Raw genomic sequence first — 25,206 nt, 5'->3', positions numbered from 1 at the left:
CAAGGTGCGCAAGGTTCTCATCGCCAACCGCGGCGAGATCGCCGTCCGCGTCATCCGCGCCTGCCGCGACGCCGGGCTGGCCAGCGTCGCCGTCTACGCGGACTCCGACCGGGACGCCCTGCACGCCACGCTCGCCGACGAGGCGTACGCGCTCGGCGGCGACACCGCCGCCGACAGCTACCTGCGCATCGACAAGCTGATCGACGTGGCGGCCCGCGCCGGCGCGGACGCGGTGCACCCCGGCTACGGCTTCCTCTCCGAGAACGCCGACTTCGCCCAGGCCGTCATCGACGCCGGGCTGACCTGGATCGGCCCCACCCCGCAGGCGATCCGCGACCTGGGCGACAAGGTGACCGCCCGGCACATCGCGCAGCGCGCCGGCGCGCCGCTGGTGCCCGGCACCCCGGACCCGGTGGGCAACGCGGACGAGGTGATGGCGTTCGCCGTCGACCACGGCCTGCCGGTCGCCATCAAGGCCGCCTTCGGCGGTGGCGGGCGCGGCCTGAAGGTCGCCCGCACCATGGAGGAGATCCCGCACCTGTTCGAGTCGGCCACCCGCGAGGCGGTCGCCGCGTTCGGCCGGGGCGAGTGCTTCGTCGAGCGCTACCTGGACAAGCCGCGCCACGTGGAGGCGCAGGTGCTGGCCGACCAGCACGGCAACGTGATCGTGGTGGGCACCCGGGACTGCTCGTTGCAGCGCCGCCACCAGAAGCTGGTCGAGGAGGCGCCCGCGCCGTTCCTCACCGACGCCCAGCGCGCCCAGATTCACGACAGCGCCAAGGCCATCTGCCGCGAGGCCGGCTATCACGGCGCCGGGACCGTCGAATACCTGGTCGGCGCGGACGGCACGATCTCGTTCCTGGAGGTCAACACCCGGCTCCAGGTCGAGCACCCGGTGACCGAGGAGACCGCCGGCATCGACCTGGTGCGCGAGCAGTTCCGCATCGCCGACGGGGAGAAGCTGCGCTTCACCGAGGACCCGACGCCGCGCGGGCACGCCATCGAGTTCCGGATCAACGGCGAGGATCCGGGCCGTAACTTCCTGCCCGCCCCGGGCACCGTCACCGCCCTGCGCCTGCCCTCCGGGCCGGGCGTGCGGGTGGACACCGGCATCTCGGCCGGGGACGTGATCGGCGGCAACTTCGACTCGCTGCTGGCCAAGGTGATCATCGTCGGCGAGACGCGGACCGAGGCGCTGGAGCGGGCCCGCCGGGCGCTCGACGAGATGGTGATCGACGGCATGGCCACCGCGCTGCCCTTCCACCGCCTGGTGATCCGCGACGAGGCGTTCACCGCCGAGCCGTTCACCGTGCACACCCGGTGGATCGAGACCGAGTGGGACAACACCGTCCCGGCCTTCACCGCCGCCGCCGGCCCCGCCGACGAACCGGCCGGGCGCGAGACGGTCGTGGTCGAGGTGGGCGGCAAGCGGCTGGAGGTCGTCCTCCCCGCCGGGCTCGGCGCGGGTACGGCGGCAGCCGCGCCCGCCGCGAAGAAGCCGGCCCGCCGGGGTGGCGGGGGCAAGGCGGGTGCCGCGGTCAGCGGTGACACGCTCACCTCGCCGATGCAGGGCACGATCGTGAAGATCACCGTCGCCGACGGCGACCAGGTGGCCGAGGGCGACCTGGTCGTGGTGCTGGAGGCGATGAAGATGGAGCAGCCGCTGCACGCGCACAAGGCCGGCACGGTGAGCGGGCTCGCGGCCGAGGTCGGCGCGGTGATCACCGCCGGCGCGGCGATCTGCACCATCGCCTGAGGTGCAAGGAAGGGCCCCTTGTTAACGCGTGCGGTAGAGAAGGGGCCCCTTCTTGACAGCGCGGGGCCGGGTGGTCTGAGCCACCACCGGGGGCGGGAGCGCCGCCGGGCGGGAATGATGGCCGGGTGCGGTTCCTTCACGGCGCGGTCCCCGCGCACGACCTGACCTACAACGACGTCTTCATGGCGCCCAACCGTTCCGAGGTGGGCTCCCGGCTCGACGTCGACCTGGCCACCACCGACGGGACCGGCACGACGATCCCGCTGGTGGTGGCGAACATGACGGCCGTCGCGGGCCGGCGGATGGCCGAGACCGTGGCCCGGCGCGGCGCGGTGGCGGTGATCCCGCAGGACATCCCGATCGAGGTCGTCGCCGACGTGGTCGGCTGGGTCAAGCGGCGGCACCTGGTGCACGACACGGCGATCACGCTCGGCCCGACCGACACCGTCGGCGACGCCATCCACCTGCTGCCGAAGCGCTCGCACGGCGCGGTGGTCGTGGTCGACGCGGACAGCCGGCCGATGGGCGTGGTGACCGAGGCGGACACCGTCGGCGTGGACCGGTTCGCCCAGCTCCGGCACGTGATGTCGACCGAGTTGCACACCGTCGGGGCGGACGCGGACCCGCGTACCGGATTCGACCGGCTGTCGGCGGGCCGGCGGCGGATCGCGCCGGTGGTCGACGGCGACGGCCGCCTGGTCGGGGTGCTGACCCGGCAGGGCGCGCTGCGCGCCACGCTCTACAAGCCCGCTGTGGACGACCGGGGCCGGCTGCGGATCGCCGCCGCGGTGGGCATCAACGGCGACGTCACCGGCAAGGCCGCCGCGCTGCTGGAGGCCGGGGTGGACACGCTCGTCGTGGACACCGCGCACGGGCACCAGGAGCGGATGCTCCAGGCGCTGCGGGCGGTCCGCCGGCTGGACCCGCCGGTGCCGGTGGCGGCCGGGAACGTGGTGACCGCCGAAGGCGTACGCGACCTGGTCGACGCGGGCGCGGACATCGTGAAGGTGGGCGTCGGTCCGGGTGCGATGTGCACCACCCGGATGATGACCGGCGTGGGGCGTCCGCAGTTCTCCGCGGTGCTCGACTGCGCGGCGGCGGCCCGTTCGCTGGGGCGGCACGTGTGGGCCGACGGCGGCGTACGGCATCCGCGGGACGTGGCGCTGGCGCTCGCGGCGGGCGCCTCGAACGTGATGATCGGCTCCTGGTTCGCCGGTACCTACGAGTCCCCGGGCGACCTCTACACGGACGCCGACGGGCGGCGCTACAAGGAGAGCTTCGGCATGGCGTCGTCGCGTGCGGTGAGCGCCCGTACAGCCGAGGACAGCGCGTTCGACAGGGCCCGGAAGGCGATCTTCGAGGAGGGCATCTCCTCGGCCCGGATGTATCTGGACCCGAACCGGCCCGGCGTCGAGGACCTGATCGACGAGATCATCTCGGGGGTGCGCAGCGCGTTCACGTACGGGGGCGCGCGCAGCCTGGAGGAGTTCCACGAGCGGGCGCTCGTCGGCGTGCAGAGCGCCGCCGGGTACACCGAGGGGATGCCGCTGCCGACGAGCTGGTGACGCCGACCCACCGGCTCAGTCGAACAACCGCCTGATCACGGTACGGGCGGCGGCCTCCGGGTCGTCGCCCAGGCGGGGCGGCAGCGCGCCGGAGAGCCAGAGCGTGGCGAAGCCGTGCACGATCGACCAGGCCGCGAGCGCGTCGGCGTCCGGCTCCCGCCCGGTGTGCCGGGACACGCCGCCGCGCAACAGTTCGCCGGACCGGGCGCGGGCGGCGGCCAGCTCGGGGTCGCCGGCCCGGTACAGCTCGGGCCGGAACATGACGTCGAAGTGTGCCCGGTGCCGCACCGCGAACCCGACGTAGGCCACGCCCGTGTCCAGCAGGTCGTCCCCGGCCTGCCGCAACGCGTCGGCGAGCAGGTCGAAGCCCTGGGTGGCGAACGCGGTGAGCAGCCCGGCCTTGTCGCCGAAGTGGTGCGCGGGCGCGGCGTGCGAGACCCCGGCCCGCCGGGCCAGTTCACGCAGGCTCAGCGCGGCCGGCCCGGACTCGGCGATCGCGTCGGCCGCGGTGCCGAGCAGGACGCGACGGAGGTCGCCGTGGTGATACGAGGCCATGCCGCCACCCTAACTTGCCATTGACAAGATGGCACGCGCCGCGCAATCTTGTCACCGACAAGATGACAGTCGGAGGGATCGGCACATGGCACCCCTGATCGCACTCCTCGCCGGTGCCGCGCTGGCCCGGACCGCCGGCCTGCTCGGCGTGGACGCCCTGGACGGGTGGCACCCCGCGCTGCGGGTCGGACTGGCGCTGATGTTCGCACTGACCGGCGTGGCCCACTTCGCGTCCCGCCGGGGCGACCTGATCGCGATGGTCCCGCCGTCGCTGCCCCGGCCCGGCCTGCTGGTCACCGTGACCGGAGTGCTGGAACTCGCCGGCGCGCTCGCCCTGCTGTTCCCGGCCACCGCGCGCTGGGCCGCAGCCGGGCTGGCACTGCTGACGCTCGCCATGTTCCCGGCGAACGTGTCAGCCGCGCGGCGTCGCCTCACGCTCGCCGGGCGCCCGGTGACGCCGCTCGGCGCGCGTACGGTGCTCCAGGTCGTGTTCGTGGCCGCGGCGCTGGCGGTGACCCTCGGCGGATGAGCTGCCGCGGCCCGGCGGCGCGTCCGCGCCGAGGGTGGCTGAGGAGATTCTCAGAAATAGTTTGGGCCCTGATGATTCGGGGGCTAACCTGACGCCCGTGAACATGGGCCCGCTCGTCCGCTTCCCCGACGCGTTGCACCACGCACCACTCGGCCGGCTGATCTCGATCGCCGGTCACGTCGTCGAGCAGCACTGGGGGCGATACCTGGCCGAACACCACGGGCTCACGTCCGCCGGCATGCGGGTCCTGATGATCCTCCTCCGCTCCGGCGACGTGAGCCACCGGGAAATGGCCGAGCTGTGCTTCGTCCGGCCCGCCACGCTCACCGGCATCGTGGACACGCTCGAACGCGACGGCTTCGTCAGCCGCCGTCGCGCCCCGGAGGACCGCCGCACGGTCCGGCTCACCCTGACCGACAAGGGCGGCGACCACGCCCGCGCCATCATCGACATGATCCACAGCGGCCGGCCGTTGACGTCGGTCGACGCCGACCCGGCCAACCGGGCGGTGATCCGCGAGTTCCTGATCGAAATCATCACCCGCATGTCCGACGGGGACCTCCGTCGGTTGAACCGGGACAGCGAGTCCGACACCGAGCCGCCGACGGGGAGCCATCCGTGTTGATCCGCCTGCTCCGCACACATCTGCACCCGTACCGACGATGGCTGGCCGCCGTGGTGGCGTTCCAGTTCGTCGGCACCATCGCCTCGCTCTACCTGCCCAGCCTCAACGCCGACATCATCGATCGGGGCGTCGCGGTCGGCGACACCGACCAGATCATCCGTACGGGCGGGTGGATGCTGCTGGTCAGCCTGCTCCAGATCGCCTGCTCGATCGCCGCCGTGTACTTCGGCGCGAAGACCGCGATGGCGTTCGGCCGCGACGTACGTGGCTCGATCTTCCGGCGCGTCAACACCTTCTCCGCCCGCGAGGTCGCCCGGTTCGGGGCGCCGTCCCTGATCACCCGCAACACCAACGACGTCCAGCAGGTGCAGATGCTGGTGCTGCTGAGCTGCACCATGCTCGTGGCCGCGCCGATCATGAGCGTCGGCGGCGTGGTGATGGCGCTGCGCGAGGACGTCGGGCTTTCCTGGCTCGTGGTGGTCTGCGTACCGGTGCTCGCCGTCGCGCTGGGCCTGATCATCCGCCGGATGGTGCCGGGCTTCCGGCTCATGCAGACCCGGATCGACACCGTCAACCGGGTGCTGCGCGAACAGATCACCGGCATCCGCGTGGTCCGGGCGTTCGTCCGTGAGCCGTACGAGACCGACCGGTTCCGGGTGGCGAACACCGACCTGACCACCACCGCGCTGCGGATCGGGCGGCTCCAGGCGCTGATCTTCCCGATCGTGATGCTGGTGCTGAACGTCTCCAGCGTCGCGGTGCTCTGGTTCGGCGCCGCGCGGGTCGACTCCGGTCAGATCCAGGTCGGCGCGCTCACCGCGTTCCTGCAGTACCTGATGCAGATCCTGATGGCGGTCATGATGGCCACCTTCATGCTGATGATGGTGCCCCGGGCCGCGGTCTGCGCCGAGCGCATCGAGGAGGTGCTGGACACCGACTCGTCGGTGGTGCCGTCGCCCGACCCGGTCACCGAGGTCACCGGCCGGGGTGAGCTGGAACTACACGGCGCCGGGTTCCAGTACCCGGGCGCGAGCGCCCCGGTGCTGCACGACATCTCGTTCCGCGCCGGGCCGGGCCGGACCACGGCGATCATCGGATCCACCGGCGCCGGCAAGACCACGCTGCTGACGCTCATCCCCCGGCTGGTCGACCCGACCGCCGGCACCGTCCTGGTCGACGGCGTGGACGTACGGGACCTGGCTCCGGACGAGTTGTGGCGGCGGATCGGGCTGGTGCCCCAGCGGCCGTACCTGTTCACCGGCACCGTCGCCAGCAACCTGCGCTACGGCAACCCGGACGCCACCGACGCGGACCTGTGGGCAGCGCTGGAGATCGCCCAGGCACGCGACTTCGTCGCCGAGATGCCGGGCGGGCTGGAGGCGCCGATCGCGCAGGGCGGCACGAACGTCTCCGGCGGCCAGCGGCAACGCCTGGCCATCGCCCGCGCGCTCGTCCGCAAGCCGGAGATCTACCTGTTCGACGACTCCTTCTCCGCGCTCGACCTCGGCACGGACGCCCGGCTGCGGGCCGCCCTCAAGCCGGTCACCGCGGACGCGGCGGTGGTGATCGTGGCCCAGCGGGTCTCCACGATCGTCGACGCCGACCAGATCATCGTGCTCGAGGACGGGGGTGTCGTCGGCATGGGACGACACGAGGAACTGCTGGAGAGCTGCCCCACGTACGCCGAGATCGTGGCGTCGCAGCAGACGGCGGAGGTGGCGGCCTGATGACGTCGTCGGTACCGCAGCAGAAGAACGAGCCGACGCGGCTGCCACCGGCCGGGCGGCGTCCCGGCGGCGGCCCGCCGCTCATGAGCATGGGCATGCCGGCCGAGAAGGCGATGAACTTCGGGCCGTCGGCACGCCGGCTGCTGGGGCGGCTGCGGCCGTACCGGCTCCAGCTCACCGGCGTGCTCGCGCTGGCCCTGGCCAGCGTCGGGCTCAGCGTCATCGGGCCGAAGGTGCTCGGCCACGCCACCGACATCATCTTCAGCGGGGTGATCGGGCGGCAGCTGCCGCCGGGCACCACCACCGAGGCGGCGGCGGAGGCGGCCCGCGCCGAGGGCAACGGCAACTTCGCCGACATGCTGGCGCGGATGGACGTGATCCCGGGCACCGGCATCGACTTCGACGCGCTGGGCCGGGTGCTGGCGTTCGCTGTCGTGCTCTACGTCGGCGCGAGCATGCTCCAGTGGGCGCAGGGCTGGGTGCTCAACGGGGTGGTGCAGCGCACCGTGCTGACGCTGCGCGCCGACGTGGAGGACAAGCTCAACCGGCTGCCGCTGCCCTACTTCGACAAGCAGCCCCGCGGTGAGCTGCTCAGCCGCGTCACGAACGACATCGACAACGTGTCGCAGACGCTCCAGCAGACGCTGAGCCAGCTGCTCACGTCGCTGCTCACCGTCGTCGGCGTACTCGGGATGATGTTCTGGATCTCGCCGCTGCTGGCGGTCGTCGCGCTCGTCGCGGTGCCGCTGTCGGTGGTGGTCACCGGCCAGGTCGCCAAGCGGTCGCAGGGCAAGTTCATCGCCCAGTGGAAGCACACCGGTGAGCTGAACGGCCAGATCGAGGAGGCGTACACCGGGCACGAGCTGGTCAAGGTCTTCGGCCGGCAGAGGGAGGTCGAGGCCGCCTTCCACGCCAAGAACGAGGAGCTGTTCCGGGCCGGCTTCGGCGCGCAGTTCGTCTCCGGGCTGATCATGCCGGCGATGTTCTTCATCGGGAACCTCAGCTACGTCGCGATCGCCGTGGTCGGCGGCCTGCGGGTCGCGTCGGGGTCGATGAGCCTCGGTGACGTGCAGGCGTTCATCCAGTACTCGCGGCAGTTCACCCAGCCGCTCACCCAGGTCGCGTCGATGGCCAACCTGCTGCAGTCCGGGGTCGCCTCGGCCGAGCGGGTCTTCGCCGTGCTCGACGCGGACGAGCAGAGCCCCGACCCGGCCGAGCCGGCCCGGGTCGCCGACCCGCACGGGCGGGTCGAGTTCGAGCACGTGTCGTTCCGGTACGACCCGGAGAAGCCGCTCATCGACGACCTGTCGCTGGTCGCCGAGCCGGGCCACACGGTCGCCATCGTCGGTCCCACCGGCGCCGGCAAGACGACACTGGTCAACCTGGTCATGCGGTTCTACGAGCTGGACGCCGGGCGGATCACACTGGACGGGGTGGACATCTCCACGATGCGCCGCGACGACCTGCGCGGCCGGATCGGCATGGTGCTCCAGGACACCTGGCTGTTCGGCGGGACCATCCGGGACAACATCGCCTACGGCCGGCCGGACGCCACCGAGGAGGAGATCGTCGCCGCCGCCCAGGCGACGTTCGTGGACCGGTTCGTCCGCAGCCTGCCGGACGGCTACGACACGGTGATCGACGAGGAGGGCAGCAACGTCAGCGCCGGGGAGAAGCAGCTCATCACCATCGCCCGCGCGTTCCTGGCCGAGCCGTCGCTGCTGATCCTGGACGAGGCGACCAGCTCGGTGGACACCCGGACCGAGGTGCTGCTCCAGCGGGCCATGGCGGCGTTGCGCTCGGACCGGACGAGTTTCGTCATCGCGCACCGGCTGTCCACCATCCGCGACGCCGACCTGATCCTGATGATGGAGCAGGGCAGGATCGTCGAGCAGGGCACCCACGATCAGCTCGTCGCCGCCGGAGGCGCGTACGCCCGGCTCTACCGGGCGCAGTTCAGCGGCGCGGTGATCTCCGACGAGGTGCCGGCGCCCGCCCCGGCCGGCCCGCCGGGAACGCGCGCCGGCACGCCGGTCGGGAACTGACGTGGACCCGGCCACAGGTCCGGCACCGGTCCCCGTCCGGGTGCCCTCCCGGCACCCGGACGGGCCGGGGTCAGGCCGGCGGGAGCAGCCCCGCCGACCGGCTCGCGACCACCGCCCCGATCAGGCCCAGCGCCTGCGCGGCGGGCATCGGGTCGAGCACCCGGCCGTCGCGCAGGCGCAGCGAGAGCGACCCGCCGGCCGCCTCCCGGGCGCCGAGAACCCCGGTGTACGGGACGCGGCGGCGGGACGCGTCCCGGATCCGCGCACCCAGCGAACCGGCGTGGTCCACCTCGACCCGCAGCCCGGCCGCCTCGGCCCGGCGGGCCAGCCCGGCGGCGGCGTCGGCCTGCGCCGCGTCGACCGGGAGCAGCAGCAACTGCACCGGGGCGTACCAGGCGGGGAAGGCGCCCTCGTGCACCTCGATCAGGTACGCGAACAGCCGCTCCATGCTGCCGACCAGACTCCGGTGCACCATCACCGGCCGTTTCCGGCGGCCGTCCGAGCCGGTGTACGACAGGTCGAACCGCTCCGGCTTGTCGAAGTCGAGCTGGACGGTGGAGATGGTCGACTCCCGGCCGGCCGCGTCCACGATCTGAATGTCGATCTTCGGGCCGTAGAACGCGGCCTCGCCGGGCGCCTCGACGACGTCCACCCCGTCGAGCGCGGCGCGGAGCAGTTCCTCGGCCCGCGCCCAGCTCGCGTCGTCGCCCACGTACCGCTGGTCCGGCCCGCGCAGCGACAACCGGAACCCGGCCGGACGGACGCCGAGCACGGCGTGCGCCTCGCCGATCAGCCGCAGGATCTCGCGGACCTCGTCGCCGACCTGCTCCAGGGCGCAGAAGTTGTGCGCGTCGTTCAGCGAGATGGCCCGCACCCGGGACAGCCCGCCGAGCACCCCGGAGCGTTCCGCCCGGTACATCCCGCCCAGCTCGGCAACCCGCAGCGGCAGTTCCCGGTAGGACCGGCCGCGGGCGCGGAACACGAGCGCGTGGTGCGGGCAGAGCGCCGGGCGCAGCACGAACTCGTCGTCGGCGCTCAGCCGCATCGGCGGGAACATGTCGTCGGCGAAGTAGCCCAGGTGCCCGGACAGCTCGAACAGCTCCCGCTTGCCGAGCGGCGGCGAGTAGACGTGCCGGTAGCCGGCCCGGCGCTCCAACTCCCGGACGTACTCCTCGACGGCGTGCCGGGCGGCGGCGCCGGCCGGCAGCCAGATCGGCAGCCCGGCGCCCGCGAGCGGATCGGAGACGAACAGCTCCAGCTCCCGGCCGAGCCTGCGGTGGTCGATCATGTCGCTCTCCTTGTTCGGGTACGACCCGGAGGCGAGCAGGCCGGGAACGCCGCGAGGCCCCGGAGCGGATCGCCCCGGGGCCTCGTCGACGGAAACGTCAGTGCGGCGCGCCGGGAACACCCGGCGTCGTGGTCACTACCGCGCTGCGCATGCCCGGACGATAGGCGCGCGGATGTCGACGGTGCACCTGGATTTCGGAGGACGGGTGCGGGTCGCCGGCACGGGACCTGCCGGCGACCCGCGGCGGCCCGGGCATCGGAAACGGCGGACCCGACGGCTCCGGTGCCGCGTGCGATAAACGGTACGCCGGGAATCGACGATGTGCCGCCCTGCCCCGGGTGGTACGCCCCGTTGACCCGTCACCCGCGGGCGGGCCGCCTCGTTTCCTATCTACGGCCTGCCGGTGCCGGCTGTCATCGTGCGGTGGGGCCGGTGGTGGTGACGACGGACACGGCGTCCGGCTCGATCCGGTCGAACGAAGAACCCCGGCGAGGTGGCGGTCGTGGCCGAACTCATCTCTGACGTCGCGTCGCCCATGTGGGCGTACGCGCTGCTGCTGATCCTGCTGATCGCCGACGCCTTCGTCCCGGTGGTGCCGACCCAGCTCCTCATGATCACCAGTGGGGCGCTGACCGTGTACGGCGGGCTCAGCCTGCCGCTGACCATCGCGGTCGGCGCGGCCGGCGTGTTCATCGGTGACCTCGCCTGCTACCTGATCGGCCGCAGTACGCCGACCCGCCGCGCGGCACGCGCCACCACACCCGGCAGGGCACGCCGGGCGGTCACCCGGGTCACCCGGGGGCTGCGGGAACCGGGGCCGCTGGTGATCCTGCTCTGCCGTTTCGTACCGGGCGGCCGGATGGCGGCCTGCTTCTCGGCCGGGCGCAGCCGCTACCCGTACCGCCTGTTCCTGCCGTACGAGGCGGCGGCGGCCCTGGCCTGGTCCAGCTACGGCACGCTCGTCGGTCACCTGTGCGGTACGGCGCTGACCCACTCCGCGTGGCGGCTGCTGCTGGTCGGTGGGGTGGCCGCTGCGGGGTTCGCGCTGGCCGGGTGGGCGATGACCTGGATCAGCAACAACCGGCAGACCCGCGCCGAGGCCACCGCCGACTCGACCGGCAGCTGACCCCGAGCACCTGATCGACGTGAAGGAAGCACAGGCCATGAACGACGCGGCGAGGTGGCACGACGCCAAGGCCAGGGCCCGGCGGATCGATCCTTCGTGGGACGACGCCGAGCGCGCGGCGCAGCGCAGACATCTCAGGGAGCAGATGCTGGCATCGATCGCCGCCGCGCAACCGACGGGAGACCGGGCGGACGATCCACCTCGATCCGAACTCACCTGACGCGGTTCTCGGGGGTCCGGTAGGGGACGACCCGGGTAGTGAAGTGGGTGGTGGTCCCGGATCCGTCTGGGGCGGTCGCGGCGACAGGCTGGCCGTATGCCTGGAACGCGGAGAAGTGGCCTGCTGGCCCTCGGCGGGATCGTCCTGGCGGCGGTGCTCGCGACGGTCGGTCACCTCGAGGTGAACGACGATCTGGATCCCTGGTCGCTGACCGTCAGCGACTTCGCCGTCTCCGATCGCGGCGGCGTCATCGACACGGCGATGGCGGTGCTCGCGGCGGCCAGTCTGGTGCTGCTGCCGTCGCTGCGCCGGGCGGGTGCGGGCCGGGTGCCGCTCGCGCTGCTGACCGCCTGGTCGGCCGGGCTGCTGGCCGCCGCCGTGGTGCCCACGAACGAGCCGGGTACGCCGATGGACACCGCCGCGTACGTGCACCGGTACGCCTCGGTGCTGTCGTTCCTGGCCCTGCCGGTGGCCGGCTGGCTGCTCGCCCGCCATCCGGTCGCCGGGGCCGCCGCCTGGCTGCGCGGGCTGACCGTGGCCAGCCTGGTGCTGGCGGCCGCGATGATCTGGTCCGCCTACCCCGGCGACCGTGCCCTGCTCGGCCTGATCGAGCGCGCGCTGATCCTGACGGAGACGGCCCTCCTGACCACCCTGGCGCTGCAACTGGCCCGGCCCGGCACCGCCGCGCGAGGGGTTATTCCAGCTCGTGGAGCATGAGCTGGCGGGCGGCCTCGGTGATGGAGCCGGACAGGCTCGGGTAGATGGTGATCGTGTGGGCCAGCTCGTTGACGGTGAGGTTGTTCTCCACCGCCATCGTGATCGGCAGGATCAGCTCGCTGGCCTTCGGCGCCACCACCACGCCGCCGATCACCTGGCCGCTCGCCGGCCGGCAGAACAGCTTGACGAAGCCGTCGGCCAGGTCGTCCATCTTCGCCCGGGCGTTGCCGGACAGCGGCAGCATCACCTGACGGGCCGGAGTCTTGCCCGCGTCCACCTCGTCCTGGGAGACGCCGACGGTGGCCAGCTCCGGATCGGTGAAGACGTTCGCGGCGACGGTACGCAACCGCAGCGGCCGGACCGCCTCGCCCAGCGCGTGCCACATGGCGATGCGGCCCTGCATGGCCGCGACGCTCGCCAGCGGCAGCACGCCGGTGCAGTCACCCGCCGCGTAGATGCCCGGCACATTGGTACGGGAGACCCGGTCGACAGTCACGTAGCCGCCCCGGGCCAGCTCCACGCCGTACTCGGCCAGGCCCAGGTCGGCGGTGTTCGGGATCGAGCCGACAGCGATCAGCGCGTGCGAGCCGGTGACCTGGCGGCCGTCGGACAGCACCACCTCCACCCCGTCGCCGACGCGGCGGACCGCCTCGGCGCGGGAGTTGTTCAGGATGCTCATGCCCCGGTTGCGGAACACCCGCTCGATCGCCGACGCGGCGTCGGCGTCCTCGTGCGGCATGACCCGGTCCCGGCTGGACACGAGCGTGACCTTCACGCCCATGGCAAGGTACGCGCTGGCGAACTCGGCACCGGTCACGCCGGAGCCGACCACGATCAGGTGCTCGGGCAGCTCCGGCAGGTCGTACACCTGGCGCCAGGTCAGGATGCGCTCGCCGTCCGGTACGGCGGTGGGCAACTGGCGGGGGGTCGCGCCGGTCGCGACGAGCACCGTCGACGCGGCGATGGAGTATTCCGCGCCCCCGCCGGCCGGGGTGACGATCACCCGGTGGGTGTGGCCGAGCGTGTCCTCGCCGAGGCGGGCCGTGCCGGCGACGAACTCGACCCCGGCCTTGACCAGCTTGGTGTGGATGTCGGCGGACTGTGCCAGCGCGAGCCGCTTGACCCGCTCGTGCACCGCCGGGGCGTCGACGGTGACCGCCTCCAGGCCGTCGGAGTGCACCCCGAACTCCTCGGTGTCCCGGTAGCCGGTGACCACCTCGGAGCTGGCGATGAACGTCTTGGAGGGCACGCAGTCGGACAGCACGCAGGCACCACCGGCGCCCTCCGCCTCGACCACTGTGACATCGGCGTCCAACTGCGCGGCGACCAGAGCCGCCTCGTACCCGGCCGGACCGCCGCCGATGATCACGATCTGGCTCACAGAGCCATCCCTTCGTTCGCGACTGCGGGGCTCCGCTCCGCTGCACTCCTCGCGCTCACAGCAGTCGCCCCTCGTCTGTGCTCACAGTGACTTTTTCTCCCCGTCCCGTCCGACACGCACTGTCGTATTCTCCCCCACCCGCCAGCCGGGCTATCGTCGTCGCCGTGGGTCTCTACGCTGCTTACGGCTCGAACCTGGATCCCGCCCGCATGCGCGCCTACTGCCCGCATTCGCCGATGGTGGGCACCGGCTGGCTTGAGGGGTGGCGGCTCACCTTCGCCGGCGAGGACGTCATCGGGTGGGAGGGCTCGGTCAGCACCGTCGTCGAGTCCCCCGGTGACCGGGTGTTCGTGGCGCTCTACGACATCCACCCGTACGACGCCGCGCAGCTCGACGAGCTCGAGGGCGTGACCGCCGGGACGTACCGCAAGCTGACCGTCCGCGTCTCGACGCTCGACGGCGACGTGACCGCGTGGGTCTACGTGTTCGACGGGTACGAGGGCGGGCTGCCCACCGCGTGGTACCTCTCGGAGCTGGCGAACGCCGCGGAGAAGGCGGGCGCGCCGGACGACTACGTCACCGAGCTGCGGTCCCGTCCCACCGGCACCGCGTCCGCGTAGCGCGTCTCCCACCCCGACAGTGTGCGCCGGAGCGCCGCCCGGCCGCTCGGCGACCCCGGTACGGGCGTGCCGGGTCACACCCGCGAGGCGGGCACACTCCGCTCGTACATGTCGGTCCAGCGCTCCTCCACCAGCCCGACGGAACGGTAGAGCGTGACCGGCGCGGTCGGGTTGGCCAGGTCGACGCCGAGCCCGGCGCCGGTGCGGCCCTTCGCCGCGTAGATCGCGAAGGCCCGACGCAGCAGCGCCGCACCCACCCCCCGGCGCCGGTACGCGGGCAGCACCGACAGCGTCCGCACCCACCCCAGGTCCTGGTCGAGTGCCTGGTCGGAGGACTGGAGCGCGCCGGCCGGCTCGCCGTCGACCTCGGCCAGGAGCCACTCGTCCCAGACCTTGCCGTACGACGGCAGCAGGTCCCGCCACTGCTCGAAGTCGAGCGGGTCGTGGTCCGGGGTGTCCTGGAACGCGGTGTCGTAGATCCGGTGGAACAGCCGCAGGTCGTTCTCGTCGTCGGCGCGCAGCGGCCGCACCGTCACCCCGGGCGGGAGCGCCGGCTCGGCGGTCAGGTCGTGGAACGAGCGGCTCATCCGGATGTAGCGCTTGATCCGGGTGAACCCGGCCTCGGCCAGCTCACCGGCCCAGCGGGTCTCCGGCGCGTACACCCCGGTGCGCGCGGTCAGCGCGGGCAGGCCGCGCTCGGCGGCCCGTTCGGCGACCCGCTCCAGCAGCCGGGCCAGCAGCGGGGCGCGCAGGTCGGCGCCGCGGTCGGGGTCGACGAGGACGTCCACCCACTCCCGGCCCACGCCACTCGGGTTGGCCAGGATCGACCAGGCCACCGCCGTGCCGTCCGGGTCGGTGACCAGCCAGGAGTCCCGGTCCGGGTCGACGAACGGCGCGGTCAGCGCGGACCGGACGTCCTCGTCGTCGAAGTCGGGGTAGCCCACGGCGAAGGTGTCGGAAGCGTGCACCACCGCCAGGATCGCGGGTACGTCGTCGAGGGTCGGGCGGCGGGCCGACCAGCCGGCAGGGAGCGTCACGGGCCAGATCCTGGCAGTCGGACCGGGCGGGTCGCCTCCCATTTATCCGCCGCGGGCGCGCTGCCGCGCCGCGCCGAGCAGTCCCAGCAGCTCAGTACCCTCGGCGGCGTCCAGCGCGCGGAACGCCGCCGACGCCAGCCGGTCGGTCACCGCCTCGGCCCACAGCCGGCGTCGCACCAGCGGCCCGACCGGCGGGTACGGCGGCACCCACCCGCACGCGGCCGCCCCGGCCTCGCCCTCCGGCCCGGCCAGCACCGCCTCCAGCGGCGTCAGCCCGGCGGCCCGCACCGCCAGCAGGTACGCCCCGGCGAAGTGCTCGCGCAGCAGGAGCATGCCCACCGCCGCCCGCGCCCCCGGGGACGGATCGGGCACCCGCATGGCCCGCCAGGCGGCGAACAGCGGCATGCCGCTGGCGTCCGCCGCGTCGACCGCCCGGCCCAGCAGCGCGGCGAGCCGGGACGACTCCGCGCCGTCGCCCAGCCGGGCGGTGCCCCACCGGCAGCATTCGGCCAGGTTGGCGGTGGCCACCTCCAGCGGCGGGACGGTCCGTGCGGCGGCGTCCCAGCCGTCCGTGACCGCCTCCGGCGCGATGAAGCCGAGCGCCGCGGCGACCGTCTCGGCGCGGACGTCACCGAGCGCACCGGCCCGCCCGGTGATGTAGAAGGCCCACCCGGAGATGCCCAGCAGCCGCGCCCGGCGCAGCGTGGACGGGCAGCGGGCGAACGCCTCCCCGAGTTCGAGCACGAGCGGTTTGCAGGCGGCGGCGAGCTGTTCCGGGGTCATCGGCCGCCCGTCGCCGTCACTCCACCGAAGCCATTCATCACGCTCAGTCTGCCGGGTGATCACCGCTGTCGGCATCCCCCTCTTCGGCGTCGAGCGCCTCCAACACGGCCTCCACCTCACCGGCCCGGCGCCGGGCCGCGGTGACCGCCCGTTCCGCGCCCCGGCGGGCCAGCCGGGCCCGGCTCAGCTCCTGCTCGGCCACGGCCCGGCGACGCTCCAGCTCGGCCAGTTCGGTCTCGATCCGGTCCAGCGTGGCGGCGCCGTCCCGCTCGGTCGCGTCGGCCGTCGCCAGTTCCTTCTCGGCCCGGTCGAGGTCCGCGCGGGCCCGGGTCAGCTCCCGGGTCGCGGTCCGCCGCCGCCCGGCCCGTTCGGCCCGCGCCGCCCGCTCGTCGCGGGCCCGGCGCGCGTCGGCCCGCTCGGCCGCCCGATCCGGTACGACCGGCGCCTCCTCACCCCCTGTCACGAGCCGGAGCTGGGGGCGGGGCACCTCACCGAACCCGGCGTAGTGGCTGGCCCGCAGCAGGCGTCCGGCGCGTACCTGCTCGGCCACCTCGGTGTCCGACAGCGCGGCGTTGAGTGTCGCCTCCACCTCGCCCAGCGGCAGCTTGCCGGCCGGGGGCGCGGCGGGTTCGGCGGCGGCGAGCCGGCGTACCTCGGCCACCAGCGCGCCCACGACGGCGCGCCGCTGCGCGGACAGTTCCCGCAGTGTGCCGCCGCGCAGGTCGCGTTGCGCGGCGCGCAGCGACTCGGCCAGCTGGGTCAGATCGGCGACCAGCTCGGGACGGCGGATCGCCAGCAGGTTGACCAGCCAGGCCGCCACGGTGGGGCGGCGCAGCTTCCCGATCTCCCGGGCGGTACGCGGGTCGCCGGACTGCCGCGCCTGCGCGACGGCGGCGTCCCGGGCCGCGACGAACCGGTCCGGCGGCGTGGCGTAGAGCTGCCGGATCACCTCCACGGGCACCCCGGCCATGCTCAGGCGTCGATCCGGGTGCCCGGCTCCAGACGGCGGTAGTCGGTCTTGGACATCGCCGTGAACTGCCGGTCCAGCACACCGAAGCCGTTGTCGTTCAGTAGCCCGTCGTGCAGCGCGTACGCCCGGCGCGGAGCGACCGCGCGGATGAAGTCGACCACCTCGGAGAACTTCGACCAGGGCGCGTGTATCGGGGCGAACAGCGTGTCCACCTGCACGGCGTCGGGCACGAACAGCGCGTCGCCCGGGTGGTACACCACGTCGGCGAGGAGGTAGCCGATGTTCTGGATCACCGGGATGTCCGGGTGGATGACCGCGTGCTGCCCGCCGTACGCCCGCACCGGCACCCCGGCGACGGTGAACGACTGTCCGGGTTCGACCGTGACCAGCGCCTCGGCGGCGTCGCCGAGCACCCCGGCGAGCGAGGCCGGACCGTGCACCGGCACCGGGCGCCGCTCCAACGCCCGGGTGAGCGCGGCGACGTCCACATGGTCCGGGTGCTCGTGGGTGATCAGCACCGCGTCCGCCCCGTCCAGCGCCGCCGGGTCGCTGAAGACACCCGGGTCGACGACGAGCACCGCACCGTCGTGCTCCAGCCGGAGACAGGAGTGGGCGTACTTGGTCACCTGCATCGTGCCTCCTCAGCTACCGAATCGTGCTGTCCTCAGCGCAGTCTGCCGGAACCGGCGCGATGACGCGTCACGTCCGAGGTATCGGCCCCGGCGGGCGGGGCCGTCGAGGCAGGACGCCAGTACCGCCGAGGAGGAGGCGGACCTCGGCTTCCTGGCCGGGCTGGGCGGCGGCTGGACGGCGTTCCTGGCCTCGGCCCGGGTTCTGCTCACCGTGCTCGACGCGGTGCTGCCCTTCGCGGTCGTGATCGGCGTACCACTGTGGCTGCTGCTCCTGCGGCGACGCCGGGTGCGGGCCCGGCGGACGCCGCCGGCCGGCCCGAGCCCGGCGGTGCCGACGCCGCCGGGGCCGCCCGGTGGTCCGGTCAGCGCGCCGCCGCCAGTGCCCGCAGCGCGGTCTGGACCATGAGGCGTACCCCGGCCTCGATGGCACGCTCGTCCACGTCGAACGAGGCCCGGTGCAGGTCCACGTTGGGCCCGCTGCGGCCGACGCCGAGGCGGGCGAGCGCGCCCGGCACGTGCTCCAGATACCAGGAGAAGTCCTCGCCGCCCATGCTCTGCGGCGTCTCGGCGATGCCGTCCGGGCCTAGCGCGGCGGCGGTGGCCGCGGTGAACACGCCGATCGCGCCGGCGTCGTTGGTCACCGGAGGCCGGCCGCGCAGGTATTCCAGGTCGACTGTGGCACCGGTGGGCGCGAGCACGTCCCGCACCACCTGAGCCACGATCTTGGGCGCCTGGTCCCAGGTGTCACGGTCCATCACCCGCAGGGTGCCGGCCGCGCACGCCTCGGACGGGATGACGTTGTAACGGGTGCCGGCCGACGCGTGGCCGAACACCAGCAGCAGCCCGCTGTTGGCCGGCACCCGGCGGCTGATCAGCGTCGGCACCTCGGTGACCAGGCGGCCGAGCGCGTCCACCAGGTCGACGGTCAGGTGCGGGCGGGCGGTGTGCCCGCCGGGCCCGGTGAGCCGGACGGTGACGTTGTCGGCGGCGGCGGTGATCGGGCCGACCCGCAGGCCGACCTTGCCCACCGGCAGGTTCGGGTCGCAGTGCAGCGCGAAGATCTGCACCACGTCGTCCAGGCCGCCGGCCTCGATGACCTCCAGCGACCCGCAGGGCAGGATCTCCTCGGCCGGCTGGAAGATCAGCCGGACCCGGCCGTCGAGGCGGCCGGTGTCGGCGAGCTGGGCCAGCAGCATGCCGACGCCGAGCATCACCGACGTGTGCACGTCGTGGCCGCAGGCGTGGCAGACGCCCTCGACGGTCGAGCGGTACGGCACGTCCTTCGAATCGCTCAGCGGCAGCGCGTCGATGTCGGCGCGGAGCGCGATCACCGGCCCGTCCGGGCGGCCGTCGATGTCGCAGATGACGCCGTTGCCCTTGGGCAGCAGACGCGGCTTCAGCCCGGCGAGGGACAGCTCGCGGTGCACCAGGGCGGCCGTCTCGAACTCCTCACCGGACAGCTCCGGGTGGGAGTGGATGTGACGGCGCGTTTCGATGAGGCCGGGTACGCGCAGCGCGAGCAGATGGTCGAGCTCGAAGGGCAGGGGCTGGTAGCCGGTCGGCGCCTCGGACCGGGACGACGCCAGCAGGCCGCCGGAAGGCAGCGTCAACGCACTCGTCACGTCGAATTCTCGATCACTAGAAGTGGATGGATCTTCGGGTCGGACAGCAGACAGCCTAGACCTCCGGCGGTGACGCTGCGCAACATCTTTCGCGTAGCGGTCGGACCGCGTAGCGTCACGAATGCCCTGGTGAGAGGGGTCGGATATCTGCGGGACAGCAGGTAGATCGCGGTCGAACGCCGTCATCCGCCCTCCACCTCCTACAACGCGTAACCGTTTCGACTACCACAATTATCGGCCCGTCGTTCCGAATTGTCGCATTAGTCGCGGCAATTAACTGCCGCTCCGACAATTGCCCGACAACCCTCGGCTGCCGGAAGACTCCCGACGGTGACACGAGCGCCCGACCCCCGACCGCACAGGCTGTCCGTCCCGTTCACCCGATCGGGTTACCCGAATCGCCGATTCGCACACGCGAAGGCGGCCCGCGCCGCACATCGAGGGTGCACGGCGGGACCGCCTGCGGACGGTTCAGAACCGGTCGCTGGGCCGGTAAATCCCCCACACCTCGCGCAGCGTCCCGCAGACCTCGCCGACGGTGGCGCGGGCGCGCAGCGCCTCCTTCATCGGGTAGAGCACATTGGCGTCCCCCTCGGCGGCGGCGCGCAACTCCGTCAGGGCCCGCTCGACCGCGCCCGAGTCCCGCTCGGCGCGCAGCCGGGCCAACCGCTCCCCCTGGGCCGCCTCGATCGCCGGGTCCACCCGCAGCGGCTCGTACGGCTCCTCCTCGTCGATCTGGAACCGGTTGAGGCCGACCACCACCCGTTCACCTGAATCGATCTCCTGGGCGATCCGGTACGCGGACTGCTCGATCTCCCGCTTCTGGAAGCCGGCCTCGATCGCGTCCACCGCCGACCCGTGGTCGAAGACCCGGTCCATCAGCTCGGTGGCCGCCGCCTCCACCTCGGCGGTCATCGCCTCCACCACGTACGACCCGGCGAACGGGTCGACGGTGGCGGTCAGGTCCGTCTCGTACGCCAGCACCTGCTGGGTCCGCAACGCCAGCCGGGCCGCCTTCTCGGTGGGCAGCGCGATGGCCTCGTCGAAGCTGTTGGTGTGCAGCGACTGGGTGCCGCCGAGCACCGCGCCCAGGCCCTGCACCGCCACCCGGACCAGGTTCACCTCCGGCTGCTGGGCGGTGAGCTGCACGCCCGCGGTCTGGGTGTGGAACCGAAGCATCATCGACTTCGGGTTCTTCGCGCCGAACTCGTCGCGCATCAGCCGGGCCCAGATCCGCCGGGCCGCGCGGAACTTGGCGACCTCCTCGAGCAGCGTGGTGCGGGCCACGAAGAAGAACGACAGCCGGGGCGCGAAGTCGTCCACGGCCAGCCCGGCGGCGAGCGCCGCGCGGACGTACTCCACGCCGTTGGCGAGCGTGAACGCGACCTCCTGCGCGGGCGACGCGCCGGCCTCGGCCATGTGGTAGCCGGAGATGGAGATGGTGTTCCACTTCGGCACCTCGGCCCGGCAGTAGGCGAAGGTGTCGGCGACCAGCCGCAGCGAGGGCTTCGGCGGGAAGATGTACGTCCCCCGGGCGATGTACTCCTTGAGGATGTCGTTCTGGATGGTGCCGTTGAGCGCCGCGCCGGGCACGCCGTTCTCCTCGGCCACCAGCTGGTAGAGCAGCAGCAGCACCGAGCCGGGCGCGTTGATGGTCATCGACGTGGAGACCTTGTCCAGCGGGATGCCCCCGAACAGCGTGCGCATGTCCTCGATGGAGTCGATGGCGACGCCGACCTTGCCCACCTCGCCGTGCGCGATCGGGTCGTCCGAGTCGTACCCCATCTGGGTCGGCAGGTCGAACGCGACGGACAGGCCCATGGTGCCGGCGCGCAGCAGCTGGTGGTAGCGCGCGTTGCTCTCGGTCGCGGTGCCGAACCCGGCGTACTGTCGCATGGTCCAGGGCCGGGACGTGTACATCGTCGGGTAGACCCCGCGGGTGTACGGGAACTCGCCCGGCTCGCCCAGCCGGGCGTCCAGCTCCGCCGGAAGGTCTGCCGCCGTGTAGACGCTCTGGATCGGGAAGCCCGACTCGCTTGACCGCGCATCGCTCATTACCGGATGGTAGGACGCGCGGACCGCCAGGTGGGTGAGGGATACCGCACACCTCACGGCGGCGACCCACCGGAGGTGAACGGGCGACCACATACCGTCGAGTAGGCAAACGCCCGCCGCGTCGGGTTTCGCATCGGGCGTCGGAACCAGCAAGATAGTGGGGTTGTGTCCCAGCCCCCTCGATATCCCCCGGTGGCTTTTCTGTGACTCAGATTCCGACGTGGAGCGGCGGACCGGCCAGTCCTCCCACTGGACGCGCAGCGCCCGGCACCACCATCGGTGGTCGCTACTCGCTGCGCTCCCCGGTGGGCAACGGAGGCATGGGCACGGTCTGGCGGGCCACAGACACGTTGCTGCGCCGTGATGTGGCGGTCAAGGAGGTCGTCCTCCCGCCGGGTCTCGCCCCGAGCGACCGCGACGCGCTCTACGAACGGACGCTGCGGGAGGCCCGCGCCGCCGCCGCGATCCAGCACCCGGCCGTGGTGCAGGTCTACGACGTGGTCACCGAGGGTGGCCGTCCGTGGATCGTGATGGAACTGCTGGACGCCCGCAGCCTGGCCGACATGGTGATCGAGGACGGGCCGGTCGCGCCGCGCGCCGTCGCCAAGATCGGGATCGCGCTGCTCGGCGCGCTGGAGGTGGCGCACGCGATCGGCGTGCTGCACCGCGACGTCAAGCCGGCGAACGTGCTGATCTGCACCGACGGCCGCTGCGTGCTCACCGACTTCGGCGTGGCCCGGATGCCCACCGACGTGCAGCTCACCACGCCCGGCATGGTGCTCGGCTCGCCGCACTTCATCTCGCCCGAGCGGGCCATGGGCCAGGAGTTCGGGCCGCCGAGCGACCTGTTCTCGCTCGGCGTGACGCTCTACACCGCGGTCGAGGGCCGGCCCCCGTTCGACAAGGGCGACCCGATCGAGACCATGCACGCCGTGGTCGAGGACCCGCCCGCCACGCCGCAACGCAGCGGCCCGCTCACCGGTGTGCTGATGGGGCTGCTGGAGAAGGACCCGGCCCGCCGGATGGACGTGCACCGGGCCCGGGCCAACCTGCGCGAGCTGCTCGCCGGCCCGCTGACCAGCACCGCCACCGCCGTCAACTCGGTCACCGACCCGTACGCGGTGGTGCCGGTGCCGCGCCCGACCACGCCGCCGGCGATCGCCGCGAAGCCGAACCCGAGCGGGCAGATCGGCGGCCGGGCGATGATCGGCCCGGACGAGTCGCTCACCGACCGGCTCGCCGCGCTGCGCCGCGGTGAACGGCCCACGGCCGAGAAGGGCGCGGCGGGTGCCGCCGCCCTCGACGAGACCAGCGCCGACGCGCTGGCCGGCCCGCTGCACACGCCGACCGGTGCGATGTCCGGGCCGGGCACGCCGGACGCCACCCGGCGCATCTCGCCGGACGCCACGGTCCGGCTCGGCCAGGGTGCCGCAGCGGACGCGACCCAGGCGGTGCCGACCGCCTACGGCCGCACCGTCGACGCCACCCAGCCGGTGTACGGCGGCGGCAACCAGTGGTCGGTGCCCGGCACCGGCCAGCCGTGGACCACCCCGGCCACCGCGCCCGCGACCGGTGGTGGCGGCCCGGCCGGCGGTGCCAAGGGCCTGCTCGGCCGGGTGAAGGCGTGGCCGCGCAAGGTCCAGCTCGCCGCCGCCGGCGGCCTGGCCGTGGTGCTGCTGGTGAGCGTGATCGCGCTGACCAGCGGTGGTGACGACGCTCCCCCGCCGATCGTGGGCGCGCTGCCCTCGACCTCGGCGGCGGCCGCGCCCGAGATGCAGGAGCAGACCGTCAAGGGCGTGACCATCCAGGTGCCGAAGGGCTGGCAGCGGCAGACCGGCGGCCTCTACGTCGACTACGTCGACCCGGAGGACGAGGGCCGCAAGGTGCGGGTCATCGCCGAGCCGTGGGGCGGCACCTCGATCAGCTGGGCCGAGTTCGCCTCGCGGAACCTGAACAAGAACAGCACCAAGAGCAAGACCTGCCCGGCCCCCTACACCGAGGTGTCGGTCTCCGAGCAGCCGCTCGCCGGCCAGACCGCAGGCCAGCTCGAATACACCTGCGGCGAGGGTGAGTCCATGCGCCACGGCATCTGGCGGGGCGTGGTCAAGGACGGCAAGGTCTACTCGTTCTACCTCTCCTCGACCGACGCCCGGTTCGCCGAGAGCAAGCCGATCTTCGACGCGATGGTCGGCTCGTTCCAGCTCACGGCGGCCAACTGAGTCGAGGCCGACGGCCAGCGGTGATCCGCCGCCGTGCTTTCATGAGGCAATGGCGGCGGATACCACTGACCTTGACGACCTTCGCGGACGCGCCGAGCGCTGGCTCGCCGACGACCCGGACCCGGCCGACCGCGCCGAGCTGCGGGCGGTCCTCGACGGGCTGCCCGGGACGGCGGCCGACCTGGCCGACCGGTTCGCCGGTCCGCTGACCTTCGGCACCGCCGGGCTGCGCGGCCCGCTGCGCGCCGGGCCCAACGGCATGAACTTCGCCGTGGTCACCCAGGCCGCCGCCGGGCTCGTCGGCTGGCTCGCCGCCCAGGGCGGCGAGGGCCCGCTGGTGATCGGGTACGACGCCCGGCGCGGCTCCCGTGCGTTCGCCGAGCGCACCGCGCAGGTGGCCACCGGTGCGGGCCGCCCGGCGCTGCTGCTGCCCCGGCCGCTGCCCACGCCCGTGCTGGCGTTCGCGGTCCGGCAGCTCGGCGCGGTCGCCGGGGTGATGGTCACGGCCAGCCACAACCCGCCGCAGGACAACGGCTACAAGGTCTACCTGGGCGCGCAGCTCGGCGGTGAGCTGGGCGCGGGCGCGCAGATCGTGCCGCCCGCCGACGCCGGGATCGAGGCGGCCATCCGGGCGGTCGGCCCGCTCGCGGCGGTGCCGCTCGGCCCGGCCGGGCAGGTGCTCGGCGACGACCTGGTGGCCGCGTACGTCGAGCGGGCCGCCGCCGTCGTCGCCCCGGCCGGACCGCGGGACCTGAAGGTGGCGTACACGCCGCTGCACGGGGTGGGCGCCGCGGTGCTGACCGCCGCGTTCGCGCGCGCCGGATTCGGCGTGCCCGGCATGGTGCCCGAGCAGGCCGAGCCGGACCCCGCGTTCCCGACCGTGAGCTTCCCCAACCCCGAGGAGCCGGGCGCGGTGGACCTGCTGGTCGCGCTCGCCGACCGCACCGGCGCGGACCTGGCCGTCGCCAACGACCCGGACGCGGACCGCTGCGCGGTGGCGGTACGCGACGCCGGGTCCTGGCGGATGCTGCGCGGCGACGAGGTGGGCGCCCTGCTCGCCGACCACCTGATGCGGCGCGGCGTGACCGGCCTGTACGCGACCACCATCGTGTCGTCGGCGCTGCTGCGGGCCATGACGGCGGCCCGGGGCCTGCCCTACGACGAGACGCTCACCGGGTTCAAGTGGATCGTCCGGGCCGGCGGGGGCCGGGAGCCGTTGGTGTACGGCTACGAGGAGGCGCTCGGCTACTGCGTCGCGCCGGCTCACGTACGCGACAAGGACGGCATCACCGCCGCGCTGACGGTCGCCGAGCTGGCGGCCGGCCTCAAGGCGGAGGGCCGTACGCTCCTCGACCGGCTCGACGAACTGGCCGCCGAGTTCGGCGTGCACCACACCGAGCAGCTCTCGGTCCGGGTGGAGGACCTGCGGGTGATCGCGGACGCGATGGCACGGATCCGGGCGGCCACTCCGGCGGCGCTGCTCGGGCAGCCGGTGACCGAGGCGTCCGACCTGCTTCCCGACGCGGACGTGGTGATCCTGCGTACCGACGCGGCCCGGGTGGTGATCCGGCCGTCGGGCACCGAGCCGAAGCTGAAGGCGTACCTGGAGGTGGTGGAGCCGGTGCGCGGCGGCGACGTGCCGGCGGCCCGGCAGCGGGCGCGGGCCGCCGTCACCGAGCTGCGCAACGAGATCGCCGCCGTCCTGGGCCTCTGACCACTGGATGGAAGGAAGGG

The 25,206-nt window shown here is 73.2% G+C and carries 22 protein-coding genes; 13 read left to right on the top strand and 9 right to left on the bottom strand.

Going from position 1 to position 25,206, the window contains the following annotated elements:
- Positions 1 to 4 precede the first annotated feature (4 nt).
- Together C569_RS0112460 and C569_RS0112455 are read left to right on the top strand one after the other, a co-directional pair.
- Positions 5 to 1,756 carry a biotin carboxylase N-terminal domain-containing protein gene (locus C569_RS0112460; protein ID WP_018786113.1) on the top strand — a complete coding sequence of 584 codons (1,752 nt, stop codon included), beginning with the start codon at positions 5 to 7 and terminating at the stop codon, positions 1,754 to 1,756.
- A gap of 125 nt (positions 1,757 to 1,881) precedes the next feature.
- Entirely contained in the window at positions 1,882 to 3,321 is a 1,440-nt protein-coding gene (locus C569_RS0112455) for a GuaB1 family IMP dehydrogenase-related protein (protein ID WP_018786112.1), read from the top strand.
- A gap of 15 nt (positions 3,322 to 3,336) precedes the next feature.
- Here C569_RS0112455 and C569_RS0112450 read toward each other — a convergent pair whose 3' ends face one another.
- Positions 3,337 to 3,876 (bottom strand): TetR/AcrR family transcriptional regulator, encoded by a 540-nt coding sequence (locus C569_RS0112450; protein ID WP_018786111.1) that lies wholly within the window; start codon positions 3,874 to 3,876, stop codon positions 3,337 to 3,339.
- An 85-nt stretch (positions 3,877 to 3,961) separates the two neighbouring features.
- Here C569_RS0112450 and C569_RS0112445 point away from each other — a divergent pair, with 85 nt between their 5' ends.
- The 4 genes from C569_RS0112445 (at position 3,962) to C569_RS0112430 (ending at position 8,802) form a co-directional block, all read left to right on the top strand.
- Positions 3,962 to 4,405 carry a DoxX family membrane protein gene (locus tag C569_RS0112445; RefSeq protein ID WP_018786110.1) on the top strand — a complete coding sequence of 148 codons (444 nt, stop codon included), beginning with the start codon at positions 3,962 to 3,964 and terminating at the stop codon, positions 4,403 to 4,405.
- Positions 4,406 to 4,508: 103 nt separating this feature from the next.
- Complete coding sequence (locus tag C569_RS0112440) at positions 4,509 to 5,030, top strand: MarR family winged helix-turn-helix transcriptional regulator (RefSeq protein ID WP_018786109.1); 522 nt, start codon at positions 4,509 to 4,511, stop codon at positions 5,028 to 5,030.
- Positions 5,024 to 6,757: an ABC transporter ATP-binding protein gene (locus tag C569_RS0112435; protein WP_018786108.1), complete on the top strand. Its 1,734-nt coding sequence runs from the start codon at positions 5,024 to 5,026 to the stop codon at positions 6,755 to 6,757. Before C569_RS0112440 ends, C569_RS0112435 begins: the two co-directional genes overlap by 7 nt.
- Complete coding sequence (locus C569_RS0112430) at positions 6,757 to 8,802, top strand: ABC transporter ATP-binding protein (RefSeq protein WP_018786107.1); 2,046 nt, start codon at positions 6,757 to 6,759, stop codon at positions 8,800 to 8,802. Before C569_RS0112435 ends, C569_RS0112430 begins: the two co-directional genes overlap by 1 nt.
- Positions 8,803 to 8,872: 70 nt before the next feature.
- On the opposite strand, the gene thrS is transcribed toward C569_RS0112430, so the two are convergent.
- Positions 8,873 to 10,129 (bottom strand): threonine--tRNA ligase, encoded by a 1,257-nt coding sequence (gene thrS / locus C569_RS0112425; RefSeq protein WP_369753423.1) that lies wholly within the window; start codon positions 10,127 to 10,129, stop codon positions 8,873 to 8,875.
- Positions 10,130 to 10,592: 463 nt separating this feature from the next.
- Here thrS and C569_RS0112420 point away from each other — a divergent pair, with 463 nt between their 5' ends.
- From C569_RS0112420 to C569_RS0112410, 3 genes are all read left to right on the top strand, one after another.
- Complete coding sequence (locus C569_RS0112420; RefSeq protein WP_036345713.1) at positions 10,593 to 11,216, top strand: DedA family protein; 624 nt, start codon at positions 10,593 to 10,595, stop codon at positions 11,214 to 11,216.
- 37 nt (positions 11,217 to 11,253) lie between these two features.
- Positions 11,254 to 11,436 carry a hypothetical protein gene (locus tag C569_RS30175; RefSeq protein ID WP_051090483.1) on the top strand — a complete coding sequence of 61 codons (183 nt, stop codon included), beginning with the start codon at positions 11,254 to 11,256 and terminating at the stop codon, positions 11,434 to 11,436.
- A 96-nt stretch (positions 11,437 to 11,532) separates the two neighbouring features.
- A complete protein-coding gene (locus tag C569_RS0112410) occupies positions 11,533 to 12,153 on the top strand; it encodes a DUF998 domain-containing protein (protein ID WP_036345692.1) in 621 nt (206 codons plus the stop codon).
- On the opposite strand, the gene C569_RS0112405 is transcribed toward C569_RS0112410, so the two are convergent.
- Positions 12,131 to 13,534 (bottom strand): NAD(P)H-quinone dehydrogenase, encoded by a 1,404-nt coding sequence (locus tag C569_RS0112405; protein ID WP_018786102.1) that lies wholly within the window; start codon positions 13,532 to 13,534, stop codon positions 12,131 to 12,133. The genes C569_RS0112410 and C569_RS0112405 overlap by 23 nt on opposite strands.
- 164 nt (positions 13,535 to 13,698) lie before the next feature.
- On the opposite strand from C569_RS0112405, the gene C569_RS0112400 reads away from it, so the two are divergent.
- Positions 13,699 to 14,154 (top strand): gamma-glutamylcyclotransferase, encoded by a 456-nt coding sequence (locus C569_RS0112400; RefSeq protein ID WP_036345689.1) that lies wholly within the window; start codon positions 13,699 to 13,701, stop codon positions 14,152 to 14,154.
- Between the two features lie 74 nt (positions 14,155 to 14,228).
- Here C569_RS0112400 and C569_RS0112395 read toward each other — a convergent pair whose 3' ends face one another.
- From C569_RS0112395 to C569_RS0112380, 4 genes are read right to left on the bottom strand one after another with little or no spacing between them, the layout of a single operon-like run.
- The gene (locus tag C569_RS0112395) at positions 14,229 to 15,191 is read right to left on the bottom strand and encodes a GNAT family N-acetyltransferase (protein WP_026268063.1); all 963 of its coding nucleotides are present in this window, start codon (positions 15,189 to 15,191) and stop codon (positions 14,229 to 14,231) included.
- 42 nt (positions 15,192 to 15,233) lie between these two features.
- Entirely contained in the window at positions 15,234 to 15,974 is a 741-nt protein-coding gene (locus C569_RS0112390) for a hypothetical protein (protein WP_018786099.1), read from the bottom strand.
- A gap of 43 nt (positions 15,975 to 16,017) precedes the next feature.
- Positions 16,018 to 16,944: a hypothetical protein gene (locus tag C569_RS0112385; RefSeq protein WP_018786098.1), complete on the bottom strand. Its 927-nt coding sequence runs from the start codon at positions 16,942 to 16,944 to the stop codon at positions 16,018 to 16,020.
- Positions 16,945 to 16,946: 2 nt separating this feature from the next.
- Positions 16,947 to 17,576, bottom strand: coding sequence for an MBL fold metallo-hydrolase (locus C569_RS0112380; protein ID WP_018786097.1), 630 nt, complete (start codon positions 17,574 to 17,576; stop codon positions 16,947 to 16,949).
- A gap of 1 nt (position 17,577) precedes the next feature.
- Between C569_RS0112380 and C569_RS32285 the strand changes: the two genes are divergently transcribed.
- Positions 17,578 to 17,982, top strand: coding sequence for a DUF4349 domain-containing protein (locus C569_RS32285; RefSeq protein WP_231394771.1), 405 nt, complete (start codon positions 17,578 to 17,580; stop codon positions 17,980 to 17,982).
- Here C569_RS32285 and C569_RS0112375 read toward each other — a convergent pair.
- Together C569_RS0112375 and C569_RS0112370 are read right to left on the bottom strand one after the other, a co-directional pair.
- Positions 17,939 to 19,198 carry an amidohydrolase gene (locus tag C569_RS0112375; protein ID WP_026268062.1) on the bottom strand — a complete coding sequence of 420 codons (1,260 nt, stop codon included), beginning with the start codon at positions 19,196 to 19,198 and terminating at the stop codon, positions 17,939 to 17,941. The two genes, C569_RS32285 and C569_RS0112375, sit on opposite strands and share 44 nt — an antisense overlap.
- A 471-nt stretch (positions 19,199 to 19,669) precedes the next feature.
- Positions 19,670 to 21,253: a methylmalonyl-CoA mutase gene (locus C569_RS0112370; protein WP_018786095.1), complete on the bottom strand. Its 1,584-nt coding sequence runs from the start codon at positions 21,251 to 21,253 to the stop codon at positions 19,670 to 19,672.
- Between the two features lie 203 nt (positions 21,254 to 21,456).
- On the opposite strand from C569_RS0112370, the gene C569_RS0112365 reads away from it, so the two are divergent.
- Together C569_RS0112365 and C569_RS0112360 are read left to right on the top strand one after the other, a co-directional pair.
- Positions 21,457 to 23,472, top strand: coding sequence for a serine/threonine-protein kinase (locus C569_RS0112365; protein WP_036345685.1), 2,016 nt, complete (start codon positions 21,457 to 21,459; stop codon positions 23,470 to 23,472).
- 49 nt (positions 23,473 to 23,521) lie between these two features.
- The gene (locus C569_RS0112360; protein WP_018786093.1) at positions 23,522 to 25,186 is read left to right on the top strand and encodes a phospho-sugar mutase; all 1,665 of its coding nucleotides are present in this window, start codon (positions 23,522 to 23,524) and stop codon (positions 25,184 to 25,186) included.
- Positions 25,187 to 25,206: the final 20 nt, after the last annotated feature.

This window comes from Micromonospora sp. CNB394, from assembly GCF_000374985.1.
GTDB classification, from domain to species: domain Bacteria; phylum Actinomycetota; class Actinomycetes; order Mycobacteriales; family Micromonosporaceae; genus Micromonospora; species Micromonospora marina.
Note: the sequence above shows the minus strand (reverse complement) of the source record. Positions and strands in the feature narration are given on the sequence as shown.

What these genes read in the sequence shown, in the direction of transcription:
- C569_RS0112370 (WP_018786095.1), bottom strand. Translation starts at nt 21,253, where the DNA reads ATGAGCGATGCGCGGTCAAGCGAGTCGGGCTTCCCGATCCAGAGCGTC.
- C569_RS0112440 (WP_018786109.1), top strand. Translation starts at nt 4,509, where the DNA reads ATGGGCCCGCTCGTCCGCTTCCCCGACGCGTTGCACCACGCACCACTC.
- C569_RS0112390 (WP_018786099.1), bottom strand. Translation starts at nt 15,974, where the DNA reads ATGACCCCGGAACAGCTCGCCGCCGCCTGCAAACCGCTCGTGCTCGAA.
- C569_RS0112380 (WP_018786097.1), bottom strand. Translation starts at nt 17,576, where the DNA reads ATGCAGGTGACCAAGTACGCCCACTCCTGTCTCCGGCTGGAGCACGAC.
- C569_RS30175 (WP_051090483.1), top strand. Translation starts at nt 11,254, where the DNA reads ATGAACGACGCGGCGAGGTGGCACGACGCCAAGGCCAGGGCCCGGCGG.
- C569_RS0112445 (WP_018786110.1), top strand. Translation starts at nt 3,962, where the DNA reads ATGGCACCCCTGATCGCACTCCTCGCCGGTGCCGCGCTGGCCCGGACC.
- C569_RS0112360 (WP_018786093.1), top strand. Translation starts at nt 23,522, where the DNA reads ATGGCGGCGGATACCACTGACCTTGACGACCTTCGCGGACGCGCCGAG.
- C569_RS0112450 (WP_018786111.1), bottom strand. Translation starts at nt 3,876, where the DNA reads ATGGCCTCGTATCACCACGGCGACCTCCGTCGCGTCCTGCTCGGCACC.
- C569_RS0112385 (WP_018786098.1), bottom strand. Translation starts at nt 16,944, where the DNA reads ATGGCCGGGGTGCCCGTGGAGGTGATCCGGCAGCTCTACGCCACGCCG.
- C569_RS0112430 (WP_018786107.1), top strand. Translation starts at nt 6,757, where the DNA reads ATGACGTCGTCGGTACCGCAGCAGAAGAACGAGCCGACGCGGCTGCCA.
- C569_RS0112410 (WP_036345692.1), top strand. Translation starts at nt 11,533, where the DNA reads ATGCCTGGAACGCGGAGAAGTGGCCTGCTGGCCCTCGGCGGGATCGTC.